We start from the raw sequence: 19707 nt of genomic DNA, 5'->3' as shown, positions 1-19707 counted from the left end.
ATGAGCAATCCAGATATACAGCTTGCCCGTGAAAGCGCAGGAAGCCGACGCAGTAAAGCGGCCCGCAGCGTAATTCTCAGCGTTCTGAAGCAACTGCGCGGTGCCGGTTTAACCCTTCTGGAACCAGGAGCAGAACCCCTGTTTTTCGGCGACGAAAGCGCGCCCTTACAAGGTGTGATTGAGATCCAGCAGCAGCGAGCCTACCGGCGCGTGCTATTTGGCGGCAGCATTGCGGCAGGTGAAAGTTTTATTGATGGTGATTGGACGACTCCTAACCTGACCGTCGTACTGCAATTGCTGGCCGAAAACCTCGGACTGGTGGATAAAATCGAATCGCGTCTGAGCTGGCTGAGCGCGCCGGTCAATGGTCTGATCCACCTGTTCCGCAGCAACAGTCGTAAACAGGCGCGCAAGAATATCTCGGCGCATTATGACCTCGGCAACGACTTCTATCAGGGCTTCCTCGACAGCCAGATGCTCTACTCCTCGGCTTGGTATCAGGAACCACAGATGACGCTCGAGCAGGCTCAGGAAGCCAAAATGCGCCGCCTGTGCGAACAGTTACAACTGCGCGACGGGGATCATCTGCTGGAAATCGGGACTGGCTGGGGCGCAATGGCGGAATTCGCTGCGCGCGAATATGGCTGTAAAGTCACCACCACCACCATATCCCGCGAACAATATGATTTTGCCGTGCGCCGGATTGAGAACGCGGGACTAAGCGATCGGGTAACGGTGCTGTTTGAAGACTATCGCGCACTGCGCGGCCAGTACGACAAACTGGTGTCTATCGAGATGATAGAAGCGGTCGGTAAGCGCTATTTACCAACCTTCTTCAAACGCTGTAATGCGCTGTTAAAACCGCAAGGGCGCATGGCGATTCAGGCCATTACCATTGCCGATCAGCGCTATAGATATTACAGCCGCAATGTGGACTTCATTCAGCGCTATGTTTTCCCCGGCGGTTTTCTGCCCTCGATCACGGCCATGAGCGAGACGATGACACGTCACACCGGTCTGGTGGTACGCGACCTGTTTGATATGGGTTCCGACTACGCTCGCACACTGCATGAATGGCGCGAGCGCGTCATCCGCTACTGGAACCAGCAAGCGTCACCCGATAGCGATGACCGCTTCAAACGGCTTTGGCTGTTTTATCTGTGCTACTGCGAGGCTGGTTTCCGGGCGCGCACCATAAGTACCGTGCAACTGACCGCAGAGAGACGCGGATGAAACCCCTGCGCTTCTGGTTACTGACGCTGGGCTTCGATGCCTGGTGGACTCTGGCCGTTTGGGGGCGTGAACGAGTGATACTGCTGTTATTGACCAGCAGTTTTTTGATGTTGGCGTTTACACCATCACGGCGTCGTCTTTGGGTTGTGGTGGCCTGCATGCTGGGCATTATCATGGATTCACTGTGGTGCATTCTCGGCCTGTTTGAATTCGCCAACTCACCGGGCTTGCCGCCGTGGATGATGGCACTGTGGCTGGGGTTCAGTGCCTGGTGGCTGTGGTTGCTGGGAAATGTACGACTGACTTGGTACTGGCTTGTCCCACTTGGGGCAATCAGCGGGCCATTGGCTTATTACATTGGAATGCGGCTCGGCGCGATGAACCTGCTCGCCTCGCCGTCTTACGTGTGGCTGCTGCTGGCAGTAGGTTGGGCAATCTTCCTGCCGCTGATCAGTCTGCCGGTATTACTCAACAGGAATACGCAACGGAGGACATGATGAAACGTATTGCTATGGCCACGCTGGCCCTGATGTTTTCATGCGCTACTTTCGCGTCGACGCCCTGGGACCATTGGCAGCGGGTCGGTCGCGCCACGTTAAACTGGGGACCGTTTGAGGTTTATCACTCCGCATTACTGACGCCCGATGGCAAATATCAGGCGCAGAAATGGCCGCAGGCGCTGGCGATTGACTACCTGCGCAGCATTGACCGGCAGGAACTGACCAAAGCGACCGAAGAACAATGGCAGGCGCTGGGACTGGCAAACACCGCACAGAAAAATGGCTGGCTGAACGCGGTGGAAAGCACCTGGCCGGACGTCAGAGAGGGAAGTGAGATCGTATTCCTGGCCGATGAACGCGGTGGGCAGTTCTACGGCCGCCAACCTGACAGCGTGATGATCAATCCGATTGGCAAACCCTTCAGCCCGGAATTTCGCGATGCGTTTCTGGCGATCTGGTTGTCGCCAAAAACACAATATCCTGATTTACGCAGCAAGCTTATTGGCGCTTCGGCGTCAGATTAACGTTCATCCGACAGGAGGTTTTATGACGGCTTCACACTCTTTTCTGCGCAAAATATTTCTCGGGCTGATGGCGGCCAGCGTGCTGTTACTCAGCAGTTGCAGTGCCGATATCAAAGACTATGCAAAGACGCAACCAACGCTGGATATCTTCAGTTATTTCAAAGGTGACAGCGTGGCCTACGGCATGGTGCAGGATTATACCAACAAGCAAACCCGGCGTTTTTCGGTGAAGATTCGCGGTGATGTGGTGGGCGATACGCTGACCTTGCATGAAGATTTTATTTATAACGACGGCGAGAAACAAACTCGCATTTGGCACATCCGCAAACTGGCAGACGGGACATACACCGGCACAGCAGGTGACATTATCGGCACCGCCACCGGTAAATCCGCGGGCAACGCGTTTAACTGGAATTACGTGATGGACGTGAAATCAGGCGACAGCACCTACCGTCTGACGTTCGATGATTGGATCTATCAGCAGGACGAACAGCACCTGTTTAACGCAACATCGCTGAAGAAATTCGGTGTCGAAGTCGCAAAAGTGACATTATTCTTCGAGAAACAGTAGTGGGCTGAGCGGCCCACATACGCTTTTAAATCTTTAAATTCAAATTCAAGGTCAAGACCTTGGACTGCCGCCCAAACCCGCCCAAAAGGAGGCGTAAACGCGCCTCCTCTTGGAACTCCTGCGTTTTTTAAAAACAGCAGCTGCGCAGGTCACAATGGCCGTGTTTCAGATGCCATGGTGATAGCCGCAAAATGTCCGCCCTACAGGCTTCCCGGCTGCGGGTTCAAGCCAACGGTAAAGATGTTGTCTCTCCACCGACTTGCCGGTGACATTTTGAATGCGGCCGAGGCTTCTTCAAGAAAACCACACCCCATCCCGACCTTCACCTCGTGAGAGGGGAAGGAGCAAACCGAGTGCTGTTTTAAGAGCTAAGGCCGCATTCAAAAATGGCGCTGAGCCAGAGGTGAAAAACCGCGTGTCTTTTTACGCGGGTTGTAACCCGCAGCGAAGGCACCGCCTAAGCGGCGACATTTTGCGGCTATAGCCGTGGTAACTGAAACACGGCCATCCCGATTCAGCGAAGCGCGCAGTTAAAAAAGCTCGGATTCCAAAGGCCCGAGCGACTGCGGGCCTTTGGTCGGTGTGGGCCGACGCCCACGACCTTGAAGTTGTTGTTGAAGTTGAAGTTGAAGTTGAAGTTGAAGTTGAAGTTGAAGTTGAAATTAAATTGGAAAGCAGCCTTAAACAGCAGCCTAAAGACTACCAGTCAGTCTTGACCTCCTGAAGAGAAGCCGGTTTTCTTCCAAAAACAAACTTCCCTAAGGTCACCAATAGTACAGCGCAAAGGATAACCCCTAACGCGATCCATTCGACCGGCGAGAGCGATTCACCGGCGAAGCTGATCCCAAGTAGCACCGCGACTATTGGATTGACGTAGGCATAGCTGGTGGCAATAGCCGGGCGGACGGTTTTCAGCAGGTACATATAAGCACTGATGGCAATCATTGAACCGAACACCATCAGGTAAGCAAGCGCCAGAAAACCGCTGAATGAGGGCATGGCCGTCAGATGCTCGCCGGTGATACGGCTGGCGACCAGCAAAACCACACCGGCCACAATCATTTCAGCCGCCCCGGCCATCAGGCCCACCGGCAGCGGGAGGCGGGAACTCCATACCGAACCGAACGCCCAGCTCAGTGAAGCCAGCAGAATCAGCAATGCACCCCAGGGATTACCGCCAAGATTGCTGCCAGTATTGAGCAGCACAATACCAAACAGGCCGATGCCGACACCGGTCCACTCCATCCGGCTGTTCGGCATACCCCATAAACGGCTGAAGCACAGGGTAAACAGTGGTACCGTCGCGACCATTACCGCAGCAATACCTGATGGTACCTGCATATGTTCCGCCACGGTGACCAGTCCGTTGCCCACCGCCAACAGTAAAATACCGACCGCACCGGCGGCCAGCCACTGCTTCAGAGATGGAAATTTGTGTCCGCGCAGCAGCAAAAAAGCAAACATAACACAACCCGCCACAAAGAAACGCAGCCCGGCCATCATCAGCGGTGGCCAGCTTTCAACGCCAACACGGATGACAAAATAGGTAGAACCCCAGATAAAATAGAGTGCAAACAGCGCAGCGATCAACGGCAAGAAAGAGCGGGCGGCGGAACGGGTCATGATGACGACACTTTTAAGCAAAAATTCGAAGGAAAACAGTTAACGCTATTGCTTATCAAACCGGCAAGGGAATCTGTGCTATTGCATCAAAATGTTGCTAAATAGTTTCACGACATGTCGATTTACCCTTTAATTATTATCAAACCGCGCGACTTACCGCCGCCCCTTTAGAGGTATGGAATGAGTATGCAGCTTGAAGGATGATGGCTGGGCGCATGAATAGACTGTTGCAGGAACCAGCAAACAACTTATAATTCCGCATAATATTTGAAGAGGTTCTATGATGAATAGTTTCGGCAAAAAATGTCTTATCGCCCTGTTCGGCCTGATGGCTATCGGTGCTGTCGGCGGTGTGATGGTGGCGGGTTATGCGGTTGTGATCCAAGATAACGAAGCACCCGATACCAGCGCAGCTCCTGCTGTCGCCCCAGCGCCGACGGCTCAACACGCGTCCTGACGGCGCGTTTTTTAACGTCCCCCCCCGCCTTTTTCGCACCGCACGATCACTCCTGCGGTGGATCCCTCTGCCAGCCTTGTAAATAGCGGCTCCAGCGCTCAAACGCCATATCAACGATGATCGCCAGTAGCGCCACAATGATCGCACCCTGCAACACATAGGCCGTATTAAACCCACTCAGACCAATGATGATCGGTGAACCGAGACTTTGCGTACCCACCGTCGAGGCGATAGCCGCCGTGCCAATATTGATAATCACCGAGGTGCGGATCCCGGCAACAATCACCGGTGCCGCCAACGGCATCTCTACTTTAGTGAGGACTTGCCAGCGGCTCATGCCGACGCCCTGTGCAATCTCTCGCGCCGAAGCGGGTACCGATTCGATGCCCGCAATAGTGCCCTGTAAAATCGGCAGTAAACCGTAAAGTACCAGCGCGATGATGGCGGGTTTTTCGCTAAAGCCCATGACGGGTACCGCTACTGCCAACACCGCGACCGGCGGAAAAGTCTGTCCCATCGCGACGATGGTTTCCACCAGCGAACGGAACTCTTCGCCCGCTGGACGGGTGACGCCCACGCCCGCTGCCACGCCAATCATTACGGCGATAAAGCTTGAGATACCCACCAGTATCAGGTGCGCCTGCACCAGTGATGCGAAGCTTTCCTGCTGGTATACCGGCCGGTCCAGCGCCGGAAACATCCAGTGAAACAGGCCGCCGAGCGAGGTCATGCCGCACACCAGCGCGATCAGCAGCAGCGTAACCCACGGCAGCGGATCTTTCAGCCAGCGCAGCGTCATGCGTCACTCCTTTCGGCAATTAAATCCCTGAAATGCAGCACACCCAGCGGCTGACCGGACTCATCGATGACCGGCAATCGTTCAGTGTGACGCGCCACAAACACCGACAGCGCCTCGCGTAGCGTCATCGATGCCGTTACAGGTACGTGATTTCCAGCCAGCCGTTCTCCGCGTCGGGTGCGTTCACCCACCAGCCCAAGCGACAATAGTTTGATACCCATATCACTGCGGCCAAAGAAGTCGCGTACGAACGGCGTCGCTGGCTTGGTCAGCATGTCCAGCGGCGTTCCCTGCTGGATAACCTGCCCTTCGTTTAACAAGACGATACGGTCCGCCAGACTCAGCGCTTCGTCAATATCATGAGTGACCAGCACAATAGTACGGTTAGTCAGTTGATGAATACGCGCCACTTCCTGTTGCAGCGTGGCGCGAGTGACCGGATCCAGCGCGCCAAAGGGTTCGTCCATTAGCAGCACTTCCGGGTCGGAGGCTAGCGCCCGTGCCACACCGACACGCTGCTGTTGTCCACCGGACAGCTGATGCGGATAACGTTGGCGAAACTGCGCCGGATCCAAATGCAGCAACTCCATCAACGCCGTAACGCGGTCGCGGATTTTGGCTTTCGGCCATTTCAGTAACTGCGGCACGGTGGCGATGTTCTCTTCCACGGTCCAGTGAGGAAACAGGCCAATCGACTGAATCGCATAACCCATCCGCCGGCGCAGATCCTGTACGCGAAATTTTTCTATCGGCTCTCCGGCAAAAGTAATTTGCCCCTGATCGTGCTCCACCAGCCGGTTAATCATCTTCAGCGTGGTGGACTTTCCCGAACCGGACGTACCAATCAGCACCGTAAACTCACCTTTGGCCATCTCAAGCGTCAGGTCGCGGACAACCGCTTTACCGGCAAAGTGTTTGCTTACCTGCTTGAAATGAATCATCTGCGTGAGGTTTCCAACATTGAGACTAAAAATTTAAAGATGCCATCAACAATCACCGCCATCAGCACCACCGGGATCACCCCCAGCAACACCAGATCCAGCGCGCTGCTGAGCAGCCCCTGGAACATGATGGCACCAAGGCCGCCTGCGCCGATCAGCGCAGCCACCACCGCCATGCCGACAGTTTGCACCGCTACGATACGCACGCCGGTGAGGATCACCGGTAAGGCGATCGGCATCTGGATTTTATACAACACCTGCATCCGGTTCATGCCCATCCCGCGGGCAGACTCAATTACGCCTGACGGGACCGAATCCAGACCGGCAATCACGCTGCGCACCAGTGGCAGCAGCGAGTAGAGCACCAGCGCAATGATGGCTGGTGCCAGTCCAATACCGCTGATACCGTGATCCGCCAGCCACGGAATAGCTTTCGCTAACCCGGCCAACGGAGCCAGCAACAGGCCAAACAGAGCAATCGACGGCACGGTCTGAATGATATTGAGCACTGAGATAATAGGCGTCTGCCAGCGCATCGAACGGTGACAAACTATTCCCAGCGGCAGTCCAAGCATTACCGCTGGCACCAGCGTGCCGAACAGAATGCCAAGATGCTGCCACAGTGCATCATTAAACACATCCGACCGGTTGTCATACTCTTTAAGCAGCGACAGTTCGCCAAGGTGGCCACTGCCAAGCAGGCCAACCACCGGCAGAATCAGTTGTACATTCAGCAAAATCCGCCAGGTATGATTTAGCGTGAAGCGAGAGATGGCATCAGAGGCAATCAGCAGAGACAGCGCCGCACAGGCCCAGAATCCGCCACCGAGCGAAGTACGCGCCAGACTCTCCTCGTCACCGCCCGTCAGCGTAACGGCGGTATGCCCGGCGAGCGCAGTCAGGCCAAACAGCAGCACTTCAGCCAGCAGCATGACGATGAACATATTGCGGCGCGAAGAGGAGCAAAATGAAAACAGCAGCAGAAACAGCACCGGCACCAGTAATAGTGCGCCCGTCCCGTTCAGCAGGCTGGCGAGAGAAATGCCCTGCCCTGACACCAAGCGATTGGGTGCAAGGCTCAGAAATGCCAGACCCGATCCGGAGGCGACTAGCAGGATAACCAACGTTAATAACACGCGGTTCTTAATAAAGTCCTGGGTCAAAAAAATCCACCTGAAGCTAAAAAAATGTACCTGCGCAATCAGCCTGAGCGGCCTGAGTCATCGTTTTGCCGTCATGGCCGCGCTTATTTTTTCACAAAGCCCTTTTCCTGCAGATATTTCGCCGCCACTTTCTTCGCATCCATGCCACCTACGGCAATTTTAGCGTTGAGTTTTTGTAGCGTCGGGCCATCCAGCGAGTCAAATACCGGCTTGAGCAGTTCAGGAATGTTCGGATGCGCTTTCAGCACGGATTCGCGGGCGATCGGCGCAGGGGCATAAATCGGCTGAACGCCTTTAGGATCGCCCAACGTTTGCAAACCCAGTGCCGCCACCGGGCCGTCGGTGCCGTAGGCCATGGCTGCATTGACGCCGGAGGTTTTCTCCGCCGCCGCTTTAATCGTCACCGCAGTATCACCACCTGCCAGCGACAGCAGCTGGTTCTGCTTCAACTTGAAACCGTAAGCATTTTCAAACGCCGGTAAGGCATCCGGGCGTTCGATAAATTCAGCCGAGGCCGCCAGCTTGAAATCACCGCCACCGTTTATCCACTTGCCAAGATCTTCCAGGGTTTGCAGATGGTTAGCCTTGGCCACATCCTGACGCACGGCGATGGTCCAGGTGTTATTGGCAGGTGAAGCATCCAGCCAGACAATTTTGTTCTGGTCGTAATCAAGCTTTTTCACTTTTTCATAACCCGCTTGGGCATCTTTCCATACCGGATCTTTTTCATCAGAGAAAAAGAATGCGCCGTTACCGGTGTATTCCGGATAGATATCAATCTCACCGGCGGTGATCGCCCCACGCAGTACCTTGGTGTTCCCCAGTTGCAGCTTGTTGGTGGTCTTGATGCCGTTGGCTTCGAGAACCTGAATGATCAGGTTACCGAGCAGTGACCCTTCGGTATCAATTTTCGACCCGACACGCACCGCACCATCAGCGGCCTGCACACTGAAACTTAAGGCGGACATCAGCACCAGCGTCGCCGCAGCTGCTATTCCACGCATACGTCCTGTTATAAAAACCATGTTATTTCCTCTAATCGGGTTATCCGTCATGATTCAATTCGTTAAAAACTGTGTTTGATCAAGAATAGACCAATTTTTACGGCGGACTTGAGCCAACGTTAGAGATATTGTCTTGCCACCGACTAGAACTTAACCCCCCCTCCCGACATTCCCCTCGTGAGAGGGGAAGGAGCAGACCCAGTGCGATTTTAAAAGTGTGGGCCGCGCTCAAAAATGGCGCTGAGCAAGAGGTGAAAAACCGCGTGTCTTTTTACGCGGGTTGTAACCCGCTGGGAAGGAACCGCGTAGCGGCGACATTTTGCGGCTATAACAACGGTGGCTGAAACACGGCTATCCCAACCTGCGCAGCTGCTGTTTTTAAAAAGCGGGGATTCCAAAGGGTCGAGTGACCCTTTGGTCGGTGTGGGCCGACGCCCACGACCTTGAATTTGAATTTGAATTTGAATTTGAATTTGAATTTGAATTTGAATTCAAAAACTAAATTACCGATTCCCTCGGCGTAAACACATGCCTTGCGCCCTGCTCAATCATCGCGGCGACCAGGTCAAAACCGCCATTGGGCCGCGAGAGTGCCAGTTCACGTTCGGCGCTGAAAATCGGGCTAATCCAGAACAGGTTAACCGGGTCACCAAAGTTGTACGGCAGAGAGACTTTGCTCGACGGTGAACAAAGCGCCGAGGAAACGACGTGACCTTCATAGCCCAACGGCGCCATCGGCGAAATCAGCGTATGTCCTTCCCCAAGCCAGCTTAGTGTGGTCCATGGCAGTTGCGCGTAACCGGATAGCGCACTGGCCATCTGCACCGCATTCTCTTCATTCACATACTCTTTGCCAACGGCAAACGCCAGCTCAATACGCCGGTGTTCACGGGCTTCATCATTGAAAACAATATCGATTTGCGGCATCGGTCGGATGCTCATGCCGAGGGTGAAAAAGTAATAATTATCATCATCTTCATGCTGGGAAATCGCCATTGGCGGCCAGCTACCCTGATCGATGCCATAATATTTCACCGACGACCCAAAGCGATTTTCATAGCTGGCGAGGAATTTTCGCTGAATATTCACCCACGGGCTTTGATCTTCCTGCTGCCAGTCACGCCAGAATTGACGGGTTTTATCAGCCAGTTCGTATTGGGTGTTAGTCGATGCAGAGCCCAGAGGAAAGGTCAGCGGGTTCTGTTTAATGCAACCAGCCGAATAGCATACGGCGTGATCAATATACAGGCTCCAGCCGGGAATAACCGCCAGCAACAAGCCCTGATACCAAAGTGCAGCACCGTCATCACTTTCATTCCACAGGATCTGAATATGGGCAGGATCTAGCGGCGCTTCGGCTTCAAGACTGCGGCAATACTGCGCGGCCAGCATCGGTGCCTGACCATTATCCATGGCGTGTTGATCGTCTTGCAAAGGGGCAGGAGAAAGATTGCGGATCCAACAGGCTCGCATGCGCGGAAAACGGTCACGTAAATCTTCACGGGCGTAAATATAGAAATAAGACACGCGGTCATCCTGCTCGACCAACGCGGTCAGTGTTTGTTTGTCGTTACTCACTTCAACGAGAATATCTGACTGGCGCATATGACCTCGGCAATATAGGAAGCTTATTATTCCCTGTTATGGTCAGTGTAGAACGTATAAGCCAGCCCGATAACGGGCAATATTCCCAAAAATCCTCGATAAATCATCAAAACGCGCGCTTTTTTCTCAAAATAGCACCGTTAGCGGCAGTAAAGCCGAAACAGCTGCGCTATATGTGCCGCCATCGGCGTCAGTGTGGTATCACGTCGCTGAATGAGGTAAAAGGTCGCGGTCGGCAGCGGCAGATCGAGAGCCAGCGCCACCAAACTCTGGCCAATCACCGGATCGTTAATGACATCCACCGATAAAACGCTGAGAAAATCGGTTTTGGCGATCAGGCTGGTGCAGGACATAAACGTCTCGCAAATCACGCTGATATTCGGTTCGGCGTCCATGTCACTGAACACTTCGCTGAGCAGTTTGTAGTAACTGCCACGCGGCGTTGGCAGCGTCCAGTCGCAGTGCAACAGCTCCTGCATCGAACGCGCGTTTTGCATCGGGTGCCCACGCCTGGCGACCACGCGGTACTCTTTATCCATAAGCTTTTCATATAACAGTTCGTTATCAAAGGGGCCCTGATAATAAGTATTCACCGTGAAATCGAGCTCGCCCTGACGCAGTTCCGGGATCATCGACACCAGTTGCCCCTCAGCAATACGCACCTTCACGTTGGGGAATTCGCGGTGAAAACGGTCGATCACCTCCGGCATGATAGTGCGGGCAATACTTGCCCCCACACCGATATTCACCCTTCCGCTGGTGCCGCCGAGGCGCTGAGTAATGTCTTCCTGCGCCACCCGCAGCTCTTCCAGAATCAGGCTAGCACGCTTAAAAAACGCGTCGCCACAGTCAGTTAGCGTCACGCCCTGACGGCGGCGGACAAATAATCTCGCCCCAAGAGTCTCTTCCAGCTCTTTAATCGATTTGGTCAGCGCGGGCTGTGACAGATTCATCATCCGGCTGGTGGCGCGAATGCTGCCCTGACGCGCCACAGACACAAACGCCCGCAGCTGATGCATTTTAATTTGTGATGGCATGAGTTTCTTTGATAACCCCTGATTATCACTAAGAAGATTTTGGCATCTTATATGCCCTGAATGCTTTATGTACATTGAAAATCATATAAGGCCGGTCGAGCCCCTTCCAGATTTAGGTTTCCTCCTTTCTGCATCCCCCGCAGAAAGCCTGCATATCTGTAAAAAAAGAGAGTCCGTGATGGTAAATGAGATTTCTGAACGCGTTGAAAAATTGTTCCCTACCCTGCAAACACAACGTCGTGACCTGCACAAATACGCCGAATCTGGCTGGCTGGAATTTCGCACCTCCACGCTGGTCGCTGACCGGCTGGAAAAGCTCGGTTACTCGCTGAAGCTGGGTAAAGAGGTGATCGACGCCGATTCGCGTATGGGTCTTCCCTCCACGGCCGTGCTGGCCGAGCAGGAACAGCGTGCGCTGGAACAGGGAGCGATTGCCCGCTGGATGCCGCATTTCTCCGGCGGTTTCACCGGCATTGTCGCCACGCTGAACACCGGACGCCCCGGCCCGGTGATGGGATTTCGGGTAGACATGGACGCGCTGGATTTGTTCGAAGTACTCGAAGAGGAACATCGTCCGTTCCGCGAAGGGTTTGCCTCAACCAATGACGGCATGATGCACGCCTGCGGCCACGACGGGCACACCACCATCGGGCTGGGTCTGGCGGAAGTGCTGATGCAGATGCGCGACCAGTTGTGCGGCATCATCAAGCTAATTTTCCAGCCAGCCGAAGAAGGCACACGTGGTGCGAAATCGATGGTTGAGGCGGGCGTGGTCGATGACGTGGATTTCTTCACGGCGGTACATATCGGTACCGGCGTTCCGGCCAATCACCTTGTGTGCGGCAACGACACGTTTATGGCAACCACCAAGCTCGACGTACAGTTCACCGGCGTGGCGTCACACGCGGGTGGTAAGCCGGAAGAAGGCCGCAACGCCCTGCTGGCGGCGGCACAGGCCACGCTCGGCTTACATGCAATCCCGCGCCACAGCGGTGGCAGTTCGCGGGTGAACGTCGGCGTATTGCAAGCGGGCACCGGTCGTAATGTCATCGCATCCGGCGCAATGATGAAAGTCGAGACGCGTGGATCCACCAATGAGGTTAACGAATTCATTTATCAGCAGGCGCTGAAAGTAATTTCCGGCGCGGCTGAAATGCACCAAGTGGAATTCAATATCAAACTGATGGGAGCGGCGCAAAGCAGCACACCGACACCGGCCTGGGTGAATTACATCCACCGACAGGCAGAAAAGCTCGGTGAGTTCGACGCCATCATTGACCGCCAGGAGGGCGCAGCGGGTTCTGAAGACGCCACCTATATGATGGAACGTGTCAAAGCGCGCGGCGGCGAAGCCTCTTATGTGATTTTCGGCACCGATCTCAGTGCAGGGCATCACAATGAACGGTTTGATTTCGATGAAAAAGTGATGGCTCAGGGCATTAAAATGCTGGCCGCGCTGGCGTTAAACATCGCTGAATTCGAAGGAGAGAAATGATGGCAGAGCAGCATATCGTTAACTTCATCAACGACTTTATTGATAACCAGCAGCCCGCTCTGGCTGAAATCAGCGACGCTATCTGGGACACTCCTGAAACGCGCTTCGCCGAATCATTCTCTTCGGCATTGCTGGCCGACAAACTGGAAGCCAGCGGGTTTATGCTCGAGCGCGGCGTGGGCGGCATGGGGACGGCATTTATCGCCAGCTTCGGCAGCGGCAAACCGGTGATCGCCCTGCTCGGCGAATTCGATGCACTGGCAGGCCTTAGCCAAAAAGCCGGATGCAACACACCACAAGCGCTGGTGGAAAACGGTAACGGCCACGGCTGCGGCCATAACCTGCTTGGCACCGCAGCGCTCGGTGGCGCACTGGCGGTAAAAGCCTGGATGGAGCACGAAAAAATTCAGGGCACGGTGCGCTTTTATGGCTGTCCAGGCGAAGAAGGCGGTTCCGGCAAAACCTTTATGGTGCGTGAAGGCTTATTTGATGATGTCGATGCCGCGCTCACGTGGCATCCGGAAACCTACAGCGGCATGTTCAGCAACCAGACGTTGGCTAACATTCAGGCGTCGTTCAGCTTTAAAGGCGTGTCCTCACACGCCGCTGCTGCGCCGCACCTGGGCCGCAGCGCGCTGGATGCCCTGACGCTGATGAACACCGGTGCAAACTTCCTGCGCGAGCACATTATTCAGGAAGCACGCCTGCATTACGCCATCACTAACGCGGGCGGCATTTCACCTAATGTAGTGCAGGCCGATGCCGAAGTGCTGTATCTGGTGCGCGCACCGCAGATGGATCAGGCGCAGGCGATTTTCGACCGCGTGGTGGATATCGCCAAAGGTGCCGCGCTGATGACCGGCACCACCATGTCGATGCGTTTCGATAAGGCCTGCTCTAATTACGTGCCGAACCGCACGCTGGAAAGCGCGATGTACCAGTACGTGCAGGCTTTTGGTACACCGCATTACACCCCCGAAGAGCAGGCATTTGCGGCATCGATTCACGCCACGCTGACCGAACAGGATATCGATAATAATCTGCTGAATATTTCCCGCACCAGCGACGCAGAAGGCGTGAAATTTGCCGAGACGCTGCGCCATTCACCACTGACCGACGCCGTCGCGCCCTACGGACCGAATAACAACATTTTGTACGGTTCGACCGACGTCGGTGACGTCAGCTGGCTGGTGCCGACGGCGCAGTGTTTCAGCCCTTGCTTCGCCGTCGGTTCGCCGCTGCACACCTGGCAAATCGTCTCGCAGGGGCGCACATCCATCGCGCACAAAGGCATGTGCCTGGCGGCAAAAGTGATGTCCTCCACCGCCATCGCGCTGTTCACTCAACCGGATTTACTGGCTGCCTGCCAGAAAGAGCGCGACGCGTTGCGCGCCCGTCGTCCGTATCACTGCCCTATCCCGACCGGTGTGAAACCTTCGCCGCTGAAATAAATCTTTGATGAGTAAACCGCTCATCTGCGCCCCGTTCCGGCGCGGATGAGCGGAATAAATATAAAAAAGTAAACACAACAGAGGGTAAAAGATGAGTGTTGATGCGCAGGATCCCGGCCAAAGCCCGGGGGGATTTCTTCAGTGGGTTGAGCGTGTGGGGAATAAAATTCCCAATCCGTTTTTGCTGTTTGTTTATCTGATTGCGGTGCTGATGATCGCCAGTGCGGTGATCTCATGGCTGAATATCGCGGCGGTGAACCCGAGTAACGGTGAAATTATTCACGTTAAAAATTTGCTCAGCGTGGAAGGTGTTCAGTGGATTTTGCCGAACGTCATCAAGAACTTCAGCGGCTTTACTCCGCTGGGATCGATTCTGGCGCTGGTGATTGGCGCAGGTCTGGCCGAGCGCGTCGGGCTGTTGCAAAGCCTGATGTACAAAATGGCATCCAAAGTGAATGCCCGCTACGCCAGCTATATGGTGATTTTCATCGCCTTCTTCAGCCATATTTCATCGGATGCCGCGCTGGTGGTGATGCCGCCGCTGGGCGCGCTGATTTTTCTGGCGGTCGGACGTCATCCGGTGGCCGGACTGCTGGCGGCGATAGCCGGCGTCGGCTGTGGTTTTACCGCCAACCTGCTGATCGTCACCACCGACGTACTGCTTTCCGGCCTGAGTACCGAGGCGGCAAAAGCAATTAACCCGGCGATTCAGGTCAGCGTGATCGATAACTGGTACTTTATGGCGGCTTCGGTGATTGTACTAACCGTCGTCGGCGCACTCCTCACTGACAAATTCGTCGAGCCGCGTCTGCCGGTGTACCGCGGTGAGCGCAATGAAGAGATGAAAAAACTGACGCCGCTACAAAACCGCGGGCTGATGGCAAGCGGCATTGCAGCGCTGGTGTTCATCGGGCTGGTGGCATTGATGGTGGTGCCCGAAGCCGCGCCGCTGCGTAATCCGAAAACCGGCAGCATCATCCCTTCACCGTTTATTCAGGGCATAGTACCGCTGATTATTCTGTTCTTCTTCGTGATTTCTATCCCCTACGGCATGGTGACCAAACAGATACGCAGTGCCAACGACGTGCCGGATTTGCTGATTGACCCGATGAAATCGATGGCAGGTTTTATCGTGATGATATTTCCGCTCTCCCAGTTTGTGGCGTTTTTTAACTGGAGCAATATGGGGAAGTTTATGGCGATCGGGCTGACGGATGTGCTGGAAAATCTCGGCATGACCGGTATTCCGGCGTTCCTCGGGCTGATATTTCTGTCAGCATTACTGTGCATGTTTATCGCCAGCGGCTCGGCGATTTGGTCGATCCTCGCGCCGATTTTTGTGCCGATGTTTATGCTGCTCGGCTTCCATCCAGCGTTCGCGCAGATCGTCTTCCGCGTCGCCGATTCCTCGGTGATCCCGCTGGCACCGATGTCACCGTTTGTGCCGCTGTTCCTCGGATTCCTCCAGCGATATAACAAAGAGGCGAAACTCGGCACCTATTATTCGCTGGTGCTGCCGTATCCGATTGTATTCTTCGTGGTGTGGCTGCTGATGCTGGTGGGCTGGTATCTGCTTGGCTTGCCTATCGGGCCGGGCGTTTATCCGCATATCTAGTACGTAGTACGCTGTAGCAAAACATAAAGTAAAAACGCCAGGTCGAGCTATTGGAAAATAGCCATTACCTGGCGTTGCGTTTTACGTCTTCAGGGACGTAATGGAACTCGATGTAAACTTAATGCGCGAGCGGTTTCTCAGCAGTCGCTTTATTCAGCTCAGGCCACAGGACCAGGACCAGATCAATCAGGCGGTGAAGCTGTTCAGCGCTGGCGCCATCACGTGCCTGTACGGACATACCCTGAATGGTACAGGCGATATATTTGGCTAACAGTGCGCTATCAGTACTCTTCGGCACTTCATCCGTAAGTTTCTTCTTCTCAAAATACTCAAACAAGGTGCGTTCCTGAGAAAGATGCCGGCCACGCAGCATCTCTGCAATGTCCTGAGAGGAAGAGGACATACCTGAAGAGGCGCTGATCATGAAGCAACCGCTTGGAGTATCGCAGTCGGTAAACAACTCCGCCGTAGTACGCAGATACTGTTCTATAGCCTGCTCGACGGACAAATCTGTTCTGCTTAGCAGACAGAAACTCTTTTCGTAAAAGGTTGCCAGATAGTGTTCAACGGCTGCGCGAAATAACCCTTCTTTATTACCAAATTCTGCATACAGAGTAGGCGCTTTCGCACCGGTAGCTTCGACCAAATCCGCTAATGAGGTGGCCTCGTAGCCATGACGCCAGAATAAATTCAGGGCCTTGCTCAGAGCAGTTCCACGATCGAACTGTTTTGGGCGACCGCGACATTTCCGGACCAAAGCCGTCTGTTCAGTGCTCATACACCCTCCCTCCATCACCCCAGTGGGTCTGGTTGCTTATTAATGTAACGATCATTATTAAAAATAGTTGCGCACAAGTCCAGTAGAGATTATTATTTAATTATCGAGCGATAAGTAAATAGCTCCCATCAGCAAGTCATACGCTATAATCAGCAAAGAATCTCAGGACACACATCATGCGCAATCTCAAAATCCTTCTGGCAGTCATGGCGCTAAGCGCTGTCCCGGTTGCTAATGTTGCCGCACAGCAGGTTATCATGATGCCAACCCAGAGTCAGGAAGTCGCCATGGTCAATGTGACCGGAGACAGCAACTTTTGTCACCCTGGTCGCTTTGCTAACGGCAAGTCTTCCCAGCAACGTATTCCGACTTCACCGGCAATGCCACCTGCTCCAGCGGGTTCAGCCAATCATCCTCCTGTTTACTACTAAGAGGTTTGATCTGAACCTTGCTCCAGCCAGGCGAGTAACGAGGCGACATAATGTTGCCTTATCTTTCTCTGCTTATGTCACTCGCGAGACACCGTATCGTTTTTAACACCCTCAGCCGATCAAACCAACCTTTAAGTTATCACTCATTAAATAATCATTTATGACAACCAATAGATACCCCGCAATTTCCTTATCAATAAGTGAACAGCCTCACTACTCACCAAATTTAAGAAATCAATCACTACCAACCATCTTTAATGTGATCTGAGTCACAGCACGATTAGTTAACGATTACTAAAAAAACATCTTGCACAGGAATCGATCAGTCGCTAACATTAACTTATCGAACGTTAACTAATAACGTTGACCGAATCCCAAACAGACTTATCCAGATTAACGAACAGGAACTGACATCATGAAAAACGTAAAAATGACGCTCGCAGCACTTGCATTGGCCGCCGTATCTTTCTCTCCAATGGCAGCAACTCTGGTTGATTCAGCACCCGCTAACCAACAGAAAATCGGTGTTATCAGTGCCAATTCAAGTAATAACCTTTCCAGTCTGCAACGTGAGCTGAATGCTAAAGCTACCGAAGCTGGCGCAAGCTCATACCGCATTATCGGTGCATCCGGTGATAACTACCTGCACGGTACTGCTGAACTGTACAAATAACAGTTGTGCGGGTTAAACCAACAACCGCACAATTAGTTAACGATTAATAAATAAATATATTGCACTGAATGTGATCCAAGTCTAAGATTTAATTATCGAACGTTAAACAAAGTGTTTAACCGACTTATCACCTGCTGATGCGCAGAATAACAAAGAACACAAAAGGTATTTATCATGAAAAACATCGCAATGACATTTGCAGCAATCGCCCTGGCTACCGCCTCATTCACTACTCTGGCAGCAACAGAGGTTCAGTCTGCACCCGCTAGTTCACAGGCTATTGGTGTGGTAAGCGCGCAAGCAGGCTCTAACCTGAGCAGTCTGGAAAACAAACTGGCGGCAAAAGCTGAAGCCAATGGTGCAAGTTCATACCGCATCATCTCGGCTTCCGGCGACAACCGTCTGTACGGTACTGCTGAGCTATACAAATAAGTACTGAGTATTAGAGCAGTATGCAGAAGAGGCGGCGTTTGCCGCCTTTTTCGTGCCTGCCATTTATATTCCGTATTCTTTCGCTACTCCTCGCGCTACTCCTCGAAAAAACACACTCTCCTGCTTTTATCTCGCAGCCAATCTAACCGGCAAACGCGTCAGACGGATCATCAAATAAAAAGGCAGGAGAAATTCTCTGCCCTTCGATTTCACTATGGCTAAATATCAGTGCGCAGCGCTTTTTAGCTGGCTGTCTTGTTGATGTTGTTCGAGCGCCAGTTCGACAAGTTTGGTGATCAATTCGCTGTAACCCAGACCGCTGGCGGCCCATAATTTAGGGTACATGCTGATATTGGTGAACCCTGGCAACGTATTAATTTCATTAATTATCACATCACCCTGCGCGGTAAGAAACACGTCTACCCGCGCCATACCACGGCACTCCAGCACGTCAAAGGCCTGTAAAGCAATGGCGCGAATGCGGTCATGGATTTCCTGCGGTAAATCCGCCGGAACGGCAACCGATGCACCCTGCTCATTGATATACTTGGTGTCGTAAGAGTAGAACTCATCATGCAGGATCACTTCTCCACACACGCTGGCCTGCGGGTGGGTATTGCCCAACACAGCGCACTCAATTTCGCGACCAACAATGGCGGACTCCACCAGCACTTTGTGGTCGAAATCGAAGGCCAGGTCTACAGCTGTGATATATCCGGCTTCGTCAGTGACTTTACTGACTCCCACGGAAGATCCCTGATTGGCCGGTTTGATAAACAACGGCAAGCCAAGCGACTGGGAGACAGTTTCAAAAGTATGCCGCTGGCGATTACTGCGCGTCAGGCTGACAAAAGGGGCAACATTCAAGCCGGCGTCACGTAGCAGACGTTTGGTCACGTCCTTATCCATGCTGACCGCAGAACCCAATACGCCCGACCCGACAAAAGGCATATTCGCCATGCGCAGTAAACCCTGCAACGAACCATCTTCCCCCAGCGTGCCGTGAACAATAGGGAAAATAACGTCCAGTTGTGAAAGCGCACTGGCACTGCCGGTTTCAATCAGCTGGTTTTCAGTTTGACCGGGGATCAGCGCGACCTGATTATTCGAACGGTTCAGGGCAATCAGCGACGGGTTTTCAGCATTGATTAAATAGTTACTGGCATCATTAATGTGCCACTCCCCCTTTTTATCGATCCCCAGCAGCGTGACATCAAAGCGACTCTTATCAATGGCATCGACGATGTTTTTTGCCGACTGCAATGACACTTCATGCTCTGCAGACTTGCCGCCAAAAATGATACCTACGCGTAATTTACTCATCCACGACTCCTCGAAATCAATATTCTGCACAGTGGCAACACTGACCGCTCAG

General features: G+C 53.4%; 21 protein-coding genes. 12 read left to right on the top strand and 9 right to left on the bottom strand.

Going from position 1 to position 19707, the window contains the following annotated elements; all coding sequences use genetic code 11:
* The 5 genes from ACMV8I_RS01155 (at position 1) to ACMV8I_RS01135 (ending at position 3552) form a co-directional block, all read left to right on the top strand.
* Positions 1-1233, top strand: coding sequence for a class I SAM-dependent methyltransferase (locus tag ACMV8I_RS01155; protein ID WP_498863403.1), 1233 nt, complete (start codon positions 1-3; stop codon positions 1231-1233).
* Complete coding sequence (locus tag ACMV8I_RS01150; RefSeq protein WP_498863402.1) at positions 1230-1730, top strand: DUF2878 domain-containing protein; 501 nt, start codon at positions 1230-1232, stop codon at positions 1728-1730. The genes ACMV8I_RS01155 and ACMV8I_RS01150 overlap by 4 nt, the downstream gene beginning before the upstream one ends.
* Entirely contained in the window at positions 1730-2257 is a 528-nt protein-coding gene (locus ACMV8I_RS01145; protein WP_498863401.1) for a chalcone isomerase family protein, read from the top strand. Before ACMV8I_RS01150 ends, ACMV8I_RS01145 begins: the two co-directional genes overlap by 1 nt.
* A 22-nt stretch (positions 2258-2279) precedes the next feature.
* Complete coding sequence (locus tag ACMV8I_RS01140; RefSeq protein ID WP_498863400.1) at positions 2280-2828, top strand: DUF3833 domain-containing protein; 549 nt, start codon at positions 2280-2282, stop codon at positions 2826-2828.
* Positions 2829-3408: 580 nt separating this feature from the next.
* The gene (locus ACMV8I_RS01135; RefSeq protein ID WP_498863399.1) at positions 3409-3552 is read left to right on the top strand and encodes a hypothetical protein; all 144 of its coding nucleotides are present in this window, start codon (positions 3409-3411) and stop codon (positions 3550-3552) included.
* Here the strand turns inward: ACMV8I_RS01135 and yedA are convergent.
* Entirely contained in the window at positions 3528-4451 is a 924-nt protein-coding gene (gene yedA / locus ACMV8I_RS01130; RefSeq protein ID WP_498863398.1) for a drug/metabolite exporter YedA, read from the bottom strand. The two genes, ACMV8I_RS01135 and yedA, sit on opposite strands and share 25 nt — an antisense overlap.
* 280 nt (positions 4452-4731) lie before the next feature.
* Between yedA and ACMV8I_RS01125 the strand changes: the two genes are divergently transcribed.
* Positions 4732-4908, top strand: a complete 177-nt coding sequence (locus ACMV8I_RS01125; protein WP_498863397.1) for a YohO family small membrane protein — start codon at positions 4732-4734, stop codon at positions 4906-4908.
* A 46-nt stretch (positions 4909-4954) separates the two neighbouring features.
* Here the strand turns inward: ACMV8I_RS01125 and ACMV8I_RS01120 are convergent, their stop codons facing one another.
* From ACMV8I_RS01120 to ACMV8I_RS01095, 6 genes are all read right to left on the bottom strand, one after another.
* A complete protein-coding gene (locus ACMV8I_RS01120) occupies positions 4955-5707 on the bottom strand; it encodes an ABC transporter permease (RefSeq protein ID WP_498863396.1) in 753 nt (250 codons plus the stop codon).
* A complete protein-coding gene (locus ACMV8I_RS01115) occupies positions 5704-6648 on the bottom strand; it encodes an ABC transporter ATP-binding protein (RefSeq protein WP_498863395.1) in 945 nt (314 codons plus the stop codon). The genes ACMV8I_RS01120 and ACMV8I_RS01115 overlap by 4 nt, the downstream gene beginning before the upstream one ends.
* Positions 6645-7811 (bottom strand): ABC transporter permease, encoded by a 1167-nt coding sequence (locus ACMV8I_RS01110; RefSeq protein ID WP_498863394.1) that lies wholly within the window; start codon positions 7809-7811, stop codon positions 6645-6647. Before ACMV8I_RS01110 ends, ACMV8I_RS01115 begins: the two co-directional genes overlap by 4 nt.
* Before the next feature lie 83 nt (positions 7812-7894).
* Positions 7895-8836, bottom strand: coding sequence for a glycine betaine ABC transporter substrate-binding protein OsmF (osmF, locus tag ACMV8I_RS01105; RefSeq protein ID WP_498863393.1), 942 nt, complete (start codon positions 8834-8836; stop codon positions 7895-7897).
* Positions 8837-9313: 477 nt separating this feature from the next.
* On the bottom strand, positions 9314-10420 hold the full coding sequence (locus tag ACMV8I_RS01100; RefSeq protein ID WP_498863392.1) for a suppressor of fused domain protein: 1107 nt from the start codon (positions 10418-10420) through the stop codon (positions 9314-9316).
* Positions 10421-10560: 140 nt separating this feature from the next.
* A complete protein-coding gene (locus ACMV8I_RS01095; protein WP_498863391.1) occupies positions 10561-11457 on the bottom strand; it encodes a LysR family transcriptional regulator in 897 nt (298 codons plus the stop codon).
* A gap of 178 nt (positions 11458-11635) precedes the next feature.
* Here ACMV8I_RS01095 and ACMV8I_RS01090 point away from each other — a divergent pair, with 178 nt between their 5' ends.
* The 3 genes from ACMV8I_RS01090 to abgT all read left to right on the top strand — a co-directional run bounded on the left by ACMV8I_RS01090 (position 11636) and on the right by abgT (position 16018).
* Entirely contained in the window at positions 11636-12952 is a 1317-nt protein-coding gene (locus ACMV8I_RS01090) for an amidohydrolase (RefSeq protein ID WP_498863390.1), read from the top strand.
* Positions 12952-14403 (top strand): M20 family metallopeptidase, encoded by a 1452-nt coding sequence (locus ACMV8I_RS01085; RefSeq protein WP_498863389.1) that lies wholly within the window; start codon positions 12952-12954, stop codon positions 14401-14403. Before ACMV8I_RS01090 ends, ACMV8I_RS01085 begins: the two co-directional genes overlap by 1 nt.
* A 91-nt stretch (positions 14404-14494) precedes the next feature.
* The gene (gene abgT, locus ACMV8I_RS01080) at positions 14495-16018 is read left to right on the top strand and encodes a p-aminobenzoyl-glutamate transporter (RefSeq protein WP_498863388.1); all 1524 of its coding nucleotides are present in this window, start codon (positions 14495-14497) and stop codon (positions 16016-16018) included.
* A 118-nt stretch (positions 16019-16136) separates the two neighbouring features.
* On the opposite strand, the gene ACMV8I_RS01075 is transcribed toward abgT, so the two are convergent.
* Entirely contained in the window at positions 16137-16796 is a 660-nt protein-coding gene (locus ACMV8I_RS01075) for a TetR/AcrR family transcriptional regulator (RefSeq protein WP_498863387.1), read from the bottom strand.
* 176 nt (positions 16797-16972) lie between these two features.
* Between ACMV8I_RS01075 and ACMV8I_RS01070 the strand changes: the two genes are divergently transcribed.
* The 3 genes from ACMV8I_RS01070 (at position 16973) to bhsA (ACMV8I_RS01060) (ending at position 18332) form a co-directional block, all read left to right on the top strand.
* The gene (locus tag ACMV8I_RS01070; protein ID WP_498863386.1) at positions 16973-17227 is read left to right on the top strand and encodes a hypothetical protein; all 255 of its coding nucleotides are present in this window, start codon (positions 16973-16975) and stop codon (positions 17225-17227) included.
* A gap of 415 nt (positions 17228-17642) precedes the next feature.
* A complete protein-coding gene (gene bhsA / locus ACMV8I_RS01065; RefSeq protein ID WP_498863385.1) occupies positions 17643-17900 on the top strand; it encodes a multiple stress resistance protein BhsA in 258 nt (85 codons plus the stop codon).
* A 174-nt stretch (positions 17901-18074) separates the two neighbouring features.
* Positions 18075-18332: a multiple stress resistance protein BhsA gene (gene bhsA / locus ACMV8I_RS01060; protein ID WP_498863384.1), complete on the top strand. Its 258-nt coding sequence runs from the start codon at positions 18075-18077 to the stop codon at positions 18330-18332.
* 225 nt (positions 18333-18557) lie between these two features.
* Here bhsA (ACMV8I_RS01060) and ddlA read toward each other — a convergent pair whose 3' ends face one another.
* A complete protein-coding gene (gene ddlA / locus ACMV8I_RS01055; protein ID WP_498863383.1) occupies positions 18558-19655 on the bottom strand; it encodes a D-alanine--D-alanine ligase in 1098 nt (365 codons plus the stop codon).
* Positions 19656-19707: the final 52 nt, after the last annotated feature.

The sequence above is a fragment of the Ewingella sp. S1.OA.A_B6 genome, from assembly GCF_049889095.1.
Lineage (GTDB): Bacteria > Pseudomonadota > Gammaproteobacteria > Enterobacterales > Enterobacteriaceae > Ewingella.
This window is presented reverse-complemented; position numbering and strand designations above follow the sequence as displayed.